15 protein-coding genes and 1 pseudogene are annotated in these 11010 nt (G+C 41.0%); 6 read left to right on the forward strand and 10 right to left on the reverse strand.

Going from position 1 to position 11010, the window contains the following annotated elements; all coding sequences use genetic code 11:
• From mobQ to HMPREF0373_RS06775, 4 genes are all read right to left on the reverse strand, one after another.
• Positions 1-532 (reverse strand): MobQ family relaxase (mobQ, locus tag HMPREF0373_RS06760; protein ID WP_044963293.1); only part of this gene is annotated, 532 nt, incomplete at its 3' end.
• 2 nt (positions 533-534) lie between these two features.
• Positions 535-852 (reverse strand): DUF3847 domain-containing protein, encoded by a 318-nt coding sequence (locus HMPREF0373_RS06765; RefSeq protein ID WP_021738924.1) that lies wholly within the window; start codon positions 850-852, stop codon positions 535-537.
• A 416-nt stretch (positions 853-1268) separates the two neighbouring features.
• Positions 1269-1472 carry a hypothetical protein gene (locus tag HMPREF0373_RS06770; protein ID WP_004614949.1) on the reverse strand — a complete coding sequence of 68 codons (204 nt, stop codon included), beginning with the start codon at positions 1470-1472 and terminating at the stop codon, positions 1269-1271.
• A 146-nt stretch (positions 1473-1618) separates the two neighbouring features.
• Entirely contained in the window at positions 1619-1843 is a 225-nt protein-coding gene (locus HMPREF0373_RS06775) for a helix-turn-helix domain-containing protein (RefSeq protein WP_008368839.1), read from the reverse strand.
• A gap of 302 nt (positions 1844-2145) precedes the next feature.
• On the opposite strand from HMPREF0373_RS06775, the gene HMPREF0373_RS06780 reads away from it, so the two are divergent.
• From HMPREF0373_RS06780 to HMPREF0373_RS17495, 6 genes are all read left to right on the forward strand, one after another.
• On the forward strand, positions 2146-3186 hold the full coding sequence (locus HMPREF0373_RS06780) for a DUF6076 domain-containing protein (RefSeq protein WP_044963282.1): 1041 nt from the start codon (positions 2146-2148) through the stop codon (positions 3184-3186).
• Between the two features lie 121 nt (positions 3187-3307).
• The gene (locus HMPREF0373_RS06785) at positions 3308-4009 is read left to right on the forward strand and encodes an ABC transporter ATP-binding protein (protein ID WP_081695230.1); all 702 of its coding nucleotides are present in this window, start codon (positions 3308-3310) and stop codon (positions 4007-4009) included.
• Positions 4002-4706, forward strand: a complete 705-nt coding sequence (locus HMPREF0373_RS06790; protein ID WP_021738927.1) for a hypothetical protein — start codon at positions 4002-4004, stop codon at positions 4704-4706. Before HMPREF0373_RS06785 ends, HMPREF0373_RS06790 begins: the two co-directional genes overlap by 8 nt.
• A complete protein-coding gene (locus tag HMPREF0373_RS06795; RefSeq protein WP_021738928.1) occupies positions 4697-5344 on the forward strand; it encodes a hypothetical protein in 648 nt (215 codons plus the stop codon). Before HMPREF0373_RS06790 ends, HMPREF0373_RS06795 begins: the two co-directional genes overlap by 10 nt.
• A gap of 33 nt (positions 5345-5377) precedes the next feature.
• Positions 5378-6682 (forward strand): sensor histidine kinase, encoded by a 1305-nt coding sequence (locus HMPREF0373_RS06800; RefSeq protein WP_021738929.1) that lies wholly within the window; start codon positions 5378-5380, stop codon positions 6680-6682.
• Positions 6663-7262 (forward strand): response regulator transcription factor, encoded by a 600-nt coding sequence (locus HMPREF0373_RS17495; protein WP_009243057.1) that lies wholly within the window; start codon positions 6663-6665, stop codon positions 7260-7262. Before HMPREF0373_RS06800 ends, HMPREF0373_RS17495 begins: the two co-directional genes overlap by 20 nt.
• Before the next feature lie 225 nt (positions 7263-7487).
• Here the strand turns inward: HMPREF0373_RS17495 and HMPREF0373_RS06810 are convergent, their stop codons facing one another.
• From HMPREF0373_RS06810 to HMPREF0373_RS16950, 6 genes and pseudogenes are all read right to left on the reverse strand, one after another.
• A complete protein-coding gene (locus HMPREF0373_RS06810) occupies positions 7488-7625 on the reverse strand; it encodes a helix-turn-helix transcriptional regulator (protein ID WP_021738930.1) in 138 nt (45 codons plus the stop codon).
• A gap of 811 nt (positions 7626-8436) precedes the next feature.
• A complete protein-coding gene (locus HMPREF0373_RS06815) occupies positions 8437-8676 on the reverse strand; it encodes a hypothetical protein (protein WP_021738933.1) in 240 nt (79 codons plus the stop codon).
• Between the two features lie 132 nt (positions 8677-8808).
• Positions 8809-9120, reverse strand: a complete 312-nt coding sequence (locus tag HMPREF0373_RS17735) for an HNH endonuclease (RefSeq protein ID WP_081695231.1) — start codon at positions 9118-9120, stop codon at positions 8809-8811.
• A gap of 136 nt (positions 9121-9256) precedes the next feature.
• The gene (rpsI, locus tag HMPREF0373_RS06820) at positions 9257-9649 is read right to left on the reverse strand and encodes a 30S ribosomal protein S9 (protein ID WP_021738935.1); all 393 of its coding nucleotides are present in this window, start codon (positions 9647-9649) and stop codon (positions 9257-9259) included.
• Positions 9650-9671: 22 nt separating this feature from the next.
• Positions 9672-10103 carry a 50S ribosomal protein L13 gene (gene rplM, locus HMPREF0373_RS06825; RefSeq protein ID WP_022036453.1) on the reverse strand — a complete coding sequence of 144 codons (432 nt, stop codon included), beginning with the start codon at positions 10101-10103 and terminating at the stop codon, positions 9672-9674.
• Positions 10104-10477: 374 nt separating this feature from the next.
• Positions 10478-11010: pseudogene (locus HMPREF0373_RS16950) on the reverse strand (hypothetical protein); the annotation flags it as partial.

Genomic DNA, 11010 nt, shown 5'->3' on the forward strand with positions numbered 1-11010 from the left:
AATCGCCGTTTTTATCCCGGATTCGGTTTCCATCTTCATCAAGAAGATATTCCCGACGCTGTTTTTGTCCCCATGTGCCATCCGGGTTCAAAGAGCGCATGGTTGTCATCACATGAAAATGCGGGTTAGGGATGCCGCCGTCCTCTTTCTCCGGGCTGTGAAAAGCGAGGTCAGCAATCATGCCTTTTGCCACAAACTGCTCCTGCACGAACTTCCTCGCCAGCTCCATGTTTTCTTCCAGCGTCAATTCATTCTGCATGGCAATATCAAAAGAATAGGCAAGCTGTGCTTTTGGATGTTTCTCGCAGTTCTCCACAGCATTCCAGAGGGTCGCCCGGTCAAGATATATTTCCGGTGCATGGGGCGGCAGCATGATTTCCGAAGCGATTACGCCGCCCTTTTTGGTGTAGTCGCTGACTTCTCCATAGTAGCTGCTGTAAAGACGCTCCCCGGCTCGGTAGGCTGCGCTGGCAATGGCGCTCTGACCGGCGCTGCGCTTGATCTGTGCGATTGAAAAATGATAAAGTGCTATCCTTAGTCACCGCCTTTCTCCTGCCCGGAAATACGGGCGTGGTTCTCTGCGGCAGACCGGATGAAATGCTCCGCCTGCGGCAGATTCAAAATGTTTTCCATGAGGGAATAAAATTCCGTTTCGGTCAGCTCCTTTGTCTGTGGCGCAATGCTTTCAATAGCTGCCCCACGGGTAATCAGCCGGTGCGTCCTCTGTTTCCGGGAACCGCTTTCCAGATACGCCTGCCGGTTTTTCAAACGCTGCATTTTCCGTTTTTCCCGTTCCAGCAGGACAGTGGTTTTTTCATATTCCTGCCTCAACTGTTCCAAAGATTTTTCCATGTTCTCACATCCCTTACTTATAAGATAATAGGGTTGAGCAAAACTCCGATTTGATCATGAGTCCATACAATAAATAGTGCCATCCAACTTGTTTGAAACCTATATATTGTGACTAGACTTTGCAAAACTCACGTTTTGCTCAACCCTATATAAGATAAAGAAAGACCATCCGCAGACAGTCCGTGTGTCAGTGCTTCTATAAAACCCGATGAAAAGGGAAAACCGCAGAGCGGATTTCTCTTTGCGGCGGGTATACAGGGGATAGCCGCTTTAGCGGCGCAAGGGGGTGCGGCCACCTTGTCGGAGCGAAGCGAACGCAGACCTCGGATTGCTGATTTTATCAGCGGCAGAGGTAAGCTCCGCAGGACGCACGATACATGGTCTTTAGACTATGTATAGAAGTGCGCCCTTAGTTCCTAAGGGATTTTGCCGTTTCCGGCAGTTTTGTCCTTTTTCTTGGAACGCTTGGAAAGGTACTTTGGGCAGTCAACCACAACCGCCCGGAAGCTCTGTTTACATTCGTGCTGGCATTTCCGGCACAGTTCGTTGTAAGTGATACGGCTGCGGTCATTTAAGAAGAAAGACCATTCCAGCCGCCGCTTGTTGCTCATTCTTGCCATAACCGGCTCCTTTCTCCGTTTCTATCTGATGTACGCAGATAGGCTGTTTTGGTGTAGCGTCTCGGTATCATTTTTAAGGTTTTTTCTCTCTGTATGCCCCTTTGGAAAGTGCGGCAGTATTGCAGTCAGGGAATGATACCTCACGCTTATTTGTCGCTTCTCGGTACGGTTTCGGAGCCTTTTGCCATCCATTCAAAGAAAGCAATTTTGCTGACCTTGATAAGCCTGCCCCTGCGGAACGCCGGAAAGCCGGGTGTGTGTACCAGCTCATAGGCGCTCGCTCTTGAAATTCCCATAATCCGCTGAATGTCCGCCACATCCAGAACCAGCGGTAAATCCTCGTAGCTGTTCAATCTCTTTTTATCGTTCATTCTGTTCCTCCCATAAATCAAATAGGTTAAAATGCTTCCTGTTGCCGTTCTCCCCAAAAGCCGTTTTCCTGCCCCATTCCTGCGGTGTTTCCCTGCATTGGTGCGCCGGATGCGTCACTTCTCCTGCCGGTCATATCCCTTTTGGACGGTCATTCACTTGTCAAGGTACTGTGCGGTACGAAATTACCAACCGCAATCATCATAGCGTACTATCCTTGACAAAACAATGATTCTGCGATACCATGAGTGTAACTGATATAACTGAATTATATAATTACCATAAACAAAGGCAGGGGATAGGGATGGAGAATCAGTTTATACGGCATGAGCCATGTTTTGAGAGGATTTTGTTTGTCCTGACGCTGGACAGGAAGAAAATGAAAGAGCGGATTTTGATTGGGGAAGAACAGCAGATCCACTTCCGGCTGAACGGGAGCCAAAACGCAGAGGTGCTTTGTGATATGACACGCCCGCTGGGAACTTTTTTGATAAACTTTGAGCGTGACACGGACAGAGATTGGAACTTATACGGGCTTTCTCCGCTGCGGCAAGCCCTCCACTCCAACCGACGGAAACAGCCGGAGCTGGAGCAGACGGCAAGCGAATTTCTCTGGGGAAAATATCTTAGCAATGACCCTCTGAAAATGTATGTGGCGTTCCGTATCTGGAACAGCTATCTGCTTGCCAGAGAACCACGTGACCGTAACGCTGCCTGTGACCGCTTCATGGATAAAATGAGCAGACTGACCGGGGTATTCCAAAACGAAACCATGAGCTTTGACAGGGAGACAGGAAAACCGAAACATTTTCAAGCTGGCAGCCTTTATTTCAAAGGCGCACCGTCAGAAGATACCCGGCTTGACCTCTGGTTCCCGGACAACCGGCGCACAGAAGAATGTGTGTCTGCCTATGCGTCCCTCTACCCGTTGATTACCTATTATCTGAACAGGCTGAATGACTGGGGGCTTTGCTTCCGGCAGTGCAAGGTCTGCGGGAAATATTTTCTAGCAAAGAGCCAGCGGTATGAGCTGTGCAGTGACAAATGCCGAAAAGCACAGGCGCTTCAAAACAAGCGGGAATTTGACGAGAGGGCAAGAGAAAATAACTATGACCTGCTTTATAAAAATGAATGCCAGAACTGGCGCAACAAAATAAACCGGGTAAAAAATACCGCAGGCTTTCCGGCTGACTGTCTGGAAAAAATACAGGCTGCCTTTTCCGACTTTAAGAAAGAAGCCTTACAGAGAAAAAAGGCTGTAAAAACAGGAACAGCCAGCCCGAAAGAATTTACGGACTGGCTGTATCTGCAAAGTAATGTAATTGTGAGGCTGACTGAATACTAAATTTTTTTCTCGTTGTGAGGTTTCTGTGACATTTGCCTGATGGCAGTATCGAAATTGCAGTAATTACTCATGCAAAATGCTTCTTCGTTTTATACACTATACCTATATGGTGGAGCACCAAATGAAAGGAGCAAAAAATATGTCTGAGATTCAAAATGCGATTGAAGTAAAGAACTTAAAAAAAGGTTTTGGTGGCAGAGTTTTGTTTGAAAATTTTAGCCTGAATGTAAAAGCAAATACAATCCATGCGATTATTGGTCCGAACGGTTCTGGAAAGACAACACTGCTACGCTTGATTACAGGGGTATACCAGCCAAATGCAGGGACAATCAACATTGCAGGGAAATATGCAATGCAGCTTGAAAATGACTATCTGTATGAAGAACAGACTGGTCTTGAAAATTTGAGAATTTTTGGGAAATACTTTGGATTTGAAATAAATGATCGTTCAGACAGTTATTGTACGCAATTAGGATTGACCGAGCATTTAGGAAAGCGTGTTAGCACTTATTCTAAAGGAATGAAAAGAAAACTGTCCCTTTTGATTGTGATTATGATAGGACGGGATATTCTGCTCATGGATGAACCAACATCGGGTGTAGACCCCATATCCAGAGTAGAAATCCGTAGTTTGATAGAAGCTCTAAAAGCTGACGGAAAAACGGTTATTATCACTTCACATGACCTTAGCGAGATTGAAAAGTGCGCTGATGATGTATCTATGATTAAAAATGGCAGATTGCTGTTTGATAAGGGTATTCAAGAAATGCAAGGACAATCATTGGAAGAAATCTTTATTAAGGAGGGCAATCGGCATGAGTAACATGGGAAAAGGCGCAGGCTACTATCTTACCAGAAGTAAAAGCCTCCTAATTGATACTGCGATTGTTGCCATTCTGGCGATTTTTATGAGCTTTGCAATGCAGATGGACGCCTTGCAGTCAAAGGGAGAAGATTATTTAGTCCTAATGCTCTATGCGGTTATTTTTGGTCTTACCTCCCTGCAATCCGGTGCTATGATTGTAGATTTGACAGCAAAGGATAAGTTAAGCCGGAGAGTTGAATTTTTTGCAGCTTCTGGAATTGCGGTAAAAGAGATTATAAAACAGTATTCGATACAGATTTTCCGATTTTCTGGTATTATCCCGTTCTTTGTTTTTATGAGTTGCTATTACTTTACCGACTGGACAATGAGCTTTGGGCGGATCGTATGCGTTTATCTTAGTATTCTTGTACTTAGTTTTTGTGAGATTGTCGCTTTGAATATCATTGTACTGGATGTAAAACGAGTAAAACTGTTCAAAAATGTTCTGTTCTTTGGTAATTTTGCACTGGTTTATTTGATTGCGATGTCGGCAGAACGAATTACAGAGTTTGTGAATCAACATCATATAGGAATTGACTATTTGATTATTGTGGTTGATGTTGCACTTTGCATGATGTTTGTACTATTAAGTTTCTTTAAGGCTCGGCACATGAGCAACGAAACAGTTATCAGGAGGGATGGCGAATGGGTTTGATAACATTAAACCTTAAAAGGGTATTGAACTGGAATTTTATATTTATGAGTGCGGTAGCAGCTATCTTCGGCATGATCTCTCTGATGAACTTTGGGGATATTTCAGAAAACATTGTATTTGGCGTTGATATAAAGTATTTTATGCTTGATGGATACCTGTGCTTATTTATCTTTTTTGCCGGAGAAATAAGCAAGGATATGTTGCAGCAAGAAAAAATCACAAAGAGAATAGAATGGAAACTTGCTAATGGTATTAAAATCTCAAGTATTGTTAAGGAGAATCTGCTATCACTATGGATTGGAACGCTGATCCTTTTGTTTCCTCTACTTTTGATAATTTCCATTCGCCTGCCAAACCTTATCTTGTTATTAGGCACCTATTTTCTGATCCTTAGCATATTGTATTCGGCATTTATAAATGTTTTGATTCTCTGGATTAGAAATATGAACTGGTTTAAGAGTATTCCTATCTTTGCAACACTGCTTCATATTTTGCTGGTTGTCTTAAAATGTGGGATATTTATGAAAACGAATAATGTGTGGGTGTTGCTACTATTTTCTCCAGTGAGTATAATAGTTTTGACTGCGTGTGGTTTATGTCTGATGACTAAAGAACGGATCGTATCATCATATTACTAACATAATGAATTTTAGCTGAAAGGAGGGGGGTCTATGCAGGATAAACGCTTCTATCCGTATCTGTTTCTTCATGCGGGTATTGTGACTTTATGGGTTATATTGGATAGAATACATAAAGGGATTGCGAATGATGGAGTCATCAACTTATTGTCGATTGCCGTCTTGCTTTGTTATTTCAATCTGCTCTATCTTCATGTAATGACATCACGGCGAGAAGCAACAATATCCGAATGTGGCTGGAACCTGCTTTCTGTTTCCTTTATTGCGGCGCTGATGTATGATGGATTTTCCACCTTATACACGGGTGCATTTCTGGTTTTTGCATTGATTATCGGAATAATGCTGGTAAGAACTGACGCAAGCCGGGGAAAAATGGTTCGCTTGCTGTTTGGAATTGCGTCTATCATACTGTCGTTTTTCAATTTCCGAATTCTACCTGCGATAACTATGTTAATTGGAATGTTCGTGGGAATTTTCCTTGATTATAAATATATAAATTTGAAACAGGTTAATATTCTTCCGATTGCCCAGAGGAAAGCAAGATATGTCCTCGCTCTTATGATTCCCTTGTTTACAGTCGTACTTTATTGCTTTGATTTGTCCACCCTACAAGTCAATGTATTTTTTCAGCTTATAATGCTTTTATTTGAGGCTTTTGCTGTCATTCATCTTGGCGACATGGAGGCCCGTTACAAGGAGTTGACAAAGTATTATGAATTAACGAACTATATTGCAAATGAGAGGGAAGATTTCTCAAGACTGCTTCATAACGATGTGCTTCAAGACATTGGAGGTGCCAAAAATCTCCTGTCGCTTCGCTCACCAGATGTTGATGAAACAAAAAGGATATTGTCTGATTTGGAATTGCGGGTAAGAAATATGATGAATTTCTATTCCTCTAATATCTTTTCGGGGTATGCTTCATGGGAACATATCGGATATATGCTTGACGCGATTAAGAAGCTGTACCCAAAGAAGAATATACTTGTAGATTTCACGATTGACAGCGAAGCAAGGATTGCTTTGAAAAAAGATAACAGTTTGGAACAGACTATGCAGATAATCAAAGAACTTGTCAACAATGTTTATAAACACGCTGCCGCTACTTTTATTCATTTGGAAATCGCGCTAAATGAAGAAAGTAGACTCGTAATTACCTGTCAAAATGATGGAGCGAAACCAAATGACATTGAAAATATTCTTTCTTCCAAAGGTGGTATGCTGTTCTTGACGGTGTTGATAAATGGGAATGGTGGTAACATTCAGTATTTAGAGAAAGATGGTATTTTAACTGCAACGGCAGTTTTGGGGAGAAAAAATGAAGATATTACTATTTGATGATCACAGGATATTTGGAGAGAGTTTAAGCAAACTTCTGGAAGATTGGGATGAAATCTCTATCTGTCGCTATGTAAGTAATGAAACAGAGTTTTGGAATATTCTTTCCGTAGACGAATGGGACATTGTATTACTTGATGTCAACCTAAGAGAGCAGTCAAAAAGTTCTGGCATTGATCTGATAGAAACGATATATAGTAAAAAGCCAAAAATAAAGGTGGTTATGCTATCCTCTTATGATATGCCAGTTTATAGACAGGAGGCACTTAAAAAAGGCGCCGTAAGTTATATTGATAAGTCTGCTTCTGCTGACGAGTTGGTAAAAAAACTCACAGCTATTAGTAAAGGTCACAAGTCCACTACGCCCCCTTTATTAGATCCCCTGACAGATCGTGAAGCGGAAATTATTAAGGCGATTGGAACAGGGAAAACAAAGCATGAAATAGCGCAAGAACTGTATATCAGTGAACGGACACTTTACAACCATATCCAAAGCATCTATGATAAGCTGGGGGCTAAAAATGCTATCGAAGCCTATAACAAGGCTATTGCACTTGGATATATCACACCCTTAATATGAGTTTAGGCAATAAGAGGGACAGATATATCAGAACACAAGTGACAAGTATGCACATTATGTAAGCAGATAGCAAAAACAAGTATCATTGAACGACTTCATCAAAACAATAAAGAAAAGCCGGGAGCAAAATTAAGCCTGCTTCCAGCTTTTTTGTATTTGTTATTGTATGTGGTTGACTAAGGAATATTGTTTAAGCGTGAGTTTGTGATATTGGGTGTGGTATCTTTAACTATGGGAAACTCCACGCTCCCAGCGGGATACTGCTTTATCTGTCACATGGATTTTCTCTGCCAGATTTGCCTGAGTCATACCAAGTTCTTTTCGACGTGCTGCAATGTAGTTTCCAAATATTTTTGCATCCATATCCGTTTCACCTCTCTGTTACTTTTGATTTTTCCAAAACTTAATCCTTTTTATATTTATCTATTCCGATCTTTGTTTTTTCTAAAGTAACATTTCTATGTAAAAATGGCAATCGACGTTACGTTTACCTCCCAAAAACATTGACATTCTTTATCGTTTTACTCTTACAACCCCGAAAAACGTTCAACACCTCTTTTTCGCAACCACAGGTTGAACCACACGGATAGAAACACATTTACAATACCTTCGTGTTCCCAATAAATTTCCTGTATGCGGTGATACCAAGCGAAGTGACCAGCTGCTTGGTTTCATGCGCTTCAACAACCCAATGCTGCCGTCGTTTCTGGCTTGCCTGCAGCATTTATCCGAGTAAAATTTTACGCTAACGATACTATATTATACACCGTCACTTTTAATACTCTATTATGATATGAGAAAAATAATTTGATATATCGTATTAAATCTGTTAGAATCCTGTACAGGAACAATCGTGTTACCGGGTGGCTGACCTCTGTTTTATTTTACATAGAATTGGGGTGGTGCTAATGAACAATAATCATTTTGATTTCAAAGACCTTATGGCTTTTGGCATGTTCATTTTTGCATTGCTGACATTCGTTTTTACGTTTATCAGATAATGTTTTTCTAGCATAGAAAAAACCACCCTCTTTAACTTTGGCGAGTTAGGGTGGCATTTTCTATGTTCATTCTTATTAACTGGTCAACCACTTGTGGCGGTTGTTCCTTATTTACAATCTAAATGTATCACAACCTGCCGCAAATTTCAAGAACACCGTTACAAAATGACGTATCATTCTGTAACGTTATCATCTTTTGGCAATGCTTTCAGTTTTGATAATTTTTCTATCTCTGATCTATCATGCAATTTCCCGTCTTTTCCTAATATCGGTAATTCTTCCGCTGTTAATACTTTGCGTTCTGCTTCCTCTGTCTCTGGTTTTAATTTAAACTCTGACGAATTAACATACCCGGAATTATTTGTTAAATCAAAAATGCCGATTACTGCCGGAATCTTCTGTCTGAAAATCAACTGTTTCTTGGCAGCAGTACATTATTATTACTCATTGTAACCTCTTTCTGCTCTATCTGAGCCATTATTATACAATTTACGTGTTTCTATACCCTTTTTTCGTGTAAAGCCATCTGCATCGAACTTAGTTCTTTATGCTCTTTTGCAATTGTAGTAATTATGTGTTTTCTTATAACAAGAACCGCATAACGTACATATATCTGTCAAAACATTTTCATTTCCTAAGTTTTTGTATGTGATATGATGCACCTGTACACTCTTGATTTTGTCTAAAGGCCTGCCACACATACAACACCCTTTGTCTATTGCTATCCGTTCTTGCTTTTTTGCTTTCCACTGCTCACTCCGCATATAATCCTTATACTTATATTGTTTTAGGTGTATTGACCAATTAAAAATTATAGGTGAAGCACTTGAACTTTTTGATGAGACTATGACAGTCATTTGTCAACTAAATTTGTGTGCTACCGTCAAAAACCGACCACTTTTCAGCAACTTTTCCCAAAACGCAAACATAAGAAAAACCCTTGTAAACACTGGGTTTGCAAGGGTTTTGGTAATCTCTTTGAAATTGTGAAAACTATCGTTTGCTGAACTGTGGTGCACGACGAGCAGATTTGAGACCGTACTTTTTACGCTCTTTCATTCTCGGATCACGTGTTAAGTATCCAGCTTTCTTCAGAACTGGTCTGTAGTCAGCATCTACTGTAAGTAATGCACGTGCGATACCATGTCTGATAGCACCAGCCTGTCCTGTGTAACCGCCACCTTTAACGTTTACCAGTACATCAAATTTATCAACGTTCTCTGTAGCTACTAACGGCTGACGAACGATAACTTTTAATGTCTCAAGACCAAGATACTCATCAATATCTCTTTTATTGATTGTGATTTTACCTGTACCCGGTACAAGGTAAACTCTTGCGATAGATTTTTTTCTTCTTCCTGTTCCGTAATATTTAGTATTAGCCATGATTATTTACCTCCTTCACCGATTAAAATGTCAGAACTTCTGGTTTCTGAGCTGCATGTTTGTGATCCGGTCCAGCGTATACAAATAATTTTTTGTACATCTGACGTCCAAGAGGTCCTTTCGGAAGCATGCCTTTCACAGCGTACTCTATAACTCTTTCCGGATGTTTAGCCAGCATCTCTTTTAATGTAGTCTCTTTCATTCCGCCTACATAATCAGAGTGGTGATAGTAAATCTTCTGATCTAATTTTTTACCTGTTACTTTAATCTTCTCAGCGTTTACAACGATTACATAATCACCTGTATCGATGTGCGGTGTGAAGACAGCTTTGTTTTTACCTCTTAAAATCTTAGCGATTTCAGAAGATAAACGTCCTAATGTATATCCTGTAGCATCAACTACATACCATTTTCTTTCAACTTTGTCCGGGTTGGCCATGAATGTGTTATTCATTGATTTTTCCTCCTTGAATAAATTTGCGGCTTCCACAAATGTGAATGTCCGGACACATCTGCTTCCTGCCTGTTATTTTTGAATAATGTGTCTGCATTATCCGGGTATCGTTTTCTCTGACTTGTGGAGAATCATCAAAAACTCTGCCCTGCGGTCGGGTCCCAACCGACTGCATATATATGAAATGCTTTTTTGCACACAAAAAACACTCTTTGTCAGACTTGTATATTATAGTACAGCAGACAGCCTGTGTCAACGATTTTTTCCTGCAAAAGTATACAAAAAATGTGCTGCCACACATTTTCAATAAACGCTGTGACAGCACATTTCTTTTTAAGTCACGCAGATATTTGCAATCCGTTCACGCTGTTTGCTTAGAACCGGATGCTGCCAAACATAACCTGGCCACTTTTTACATTATAATCCGTACCATACCATGTTACAGTTCCTGTATAGGCAAAATCTACCTGACCGTTTTCTACATACCACCAGCCATGTCCATTGTGAGCTAGACCGGTATATCCAAAGTCTACCTGACCACGTTTCACATACCACCAGCCGTATGCATTCGCTGCAAGTCCAGTATAGTCAAAGTCGATCTGTCCGTTTTCTACATACCACCAGCCGTATGCATTCTGCGCAAGTCCGGTGTAAGCAAAATCAATCTGTCCCTTCACTACATACCACCAGCCATATGCATTCGCTACAAGTCCGGTATAAGTATCATCTACTCGGCCGCCGCTTACATACCACCAGCCATATGCACTGTTTACCAGTCCGTTACAGTTAAAATCTACCTGACCGTCACTTACATACCACCAGCCGTATTCATTGGCTGCAAGTCCGGTATAGGTGAAATCTACCTGACCGCCACTTACATACCACCAGCCATACTCATTTGCTACAA

The sequence above is a fragment of the Eubacterium ramulus ATCC 29099 genome, assembly GCF_000469345.1.
Classification (GTDB): Bacteria; Bacillota; Clostridia; order Lachnospirales; family Lachnospiraceae; genus Eubacterium_I; species Eubacterium_I ramulus.

Excerpts from the sequence above, each read along its gene's own strand:
- HMPREF0373_RS06810 (WP_021738930.1), bottom strand. The coding sequence starts at position 7,625 with ATGGATGCAAAAATATTTGGAAACTACATTGCAGCACGTCGAAAAGAA.
- HMPREF0373_RS06800 (WP_021738929.1), top strand. The coding sequence starts at position 5,378 with ATGCAGGATAAACGCTTCTATCCGTATCTGTTTCTTCATGCGGGTATT.
- HMPREF0373_RS06770 (WP_004614949.1), bottom strand. The coding sequence starts at position 1,472 with ATGGCAAGAATGAGCAACAAGCGGCGGCTGGAATGGTCTTTCTTCTTA.
- rpsI (WP_021738935.1), bottom strand. The coding sequence starts at position 9,649 with ATGGCTAATACTAAATATTACGGAACAGGAAGAAGAAAAAAATCTATC.
- HMPREF0373_RS06790 (WP_021738927.1), top strand. The coding sequence starts at position 4,002 with ATGAGTAACATGGGAAAAGGCGCAGGCTACTATCTTACCAGAAGTAAA.
- HMPREF0373_RS06780 (WP_044963282.1), top strand. The coding sequence starts at position 2,146 with ATGGAGAATCAGTTTATACGGCATGAGCCATGTTTTGAGAGGATTTTG.
- rplM (WP_022036453.1), bottom strand. The coding sequence starts at position 10,103 with ATGAATAACACATTCATGGCCAACCCGGACAAAGTTGAAAGAAAATGG.
- HMPREF0373_RS17735 (WP_081695231.1), bottom strand. The coding sequence starts at position 9,120 with ATGACTGTCATAGTCTCATCAAAAAGTTCAAGTGCTTCACCTATAATT.
- HMPREF0373_RS06785 (WP_081695230.1), top strand. The coding sequence starts at position 3,308 with ATGAAAGGAGCAAAAAATATGTCTGAGATTCAAAATGCGATTGAAGTA.
- HMPREF0373_RS06765 (WP_021738924.1), bottom strand. The coding sequence starts at position 852 with ATGGAAAAATCTTTGGAACAGTTGAGGCAGGAATATGAAAAAACCACT.
- HMPREF0373_RS17495 (WP_009243057.1), top strand. The coding sequence starts at position 6,663 with ATGAAGATATTACTATTTGATGATCACAGGATATTTGGAGAGAGTTTA.
- HMPREF0373_RS06795 (WP_021738928.1), top strand. The coding sequence starts at position 4,697 with ATGGGTTTGATAACATTAAACCTTAAAAGGGTATTGAACTGGAATTTT.
- HMPREF0373_RS06775 (WP_008368839.1), bottom strand. The coding sequence starts at position 1,843 with ATGAACGATAAAAAGAGATTGAACAGCTACGAGGATTTACCGCTGGTT.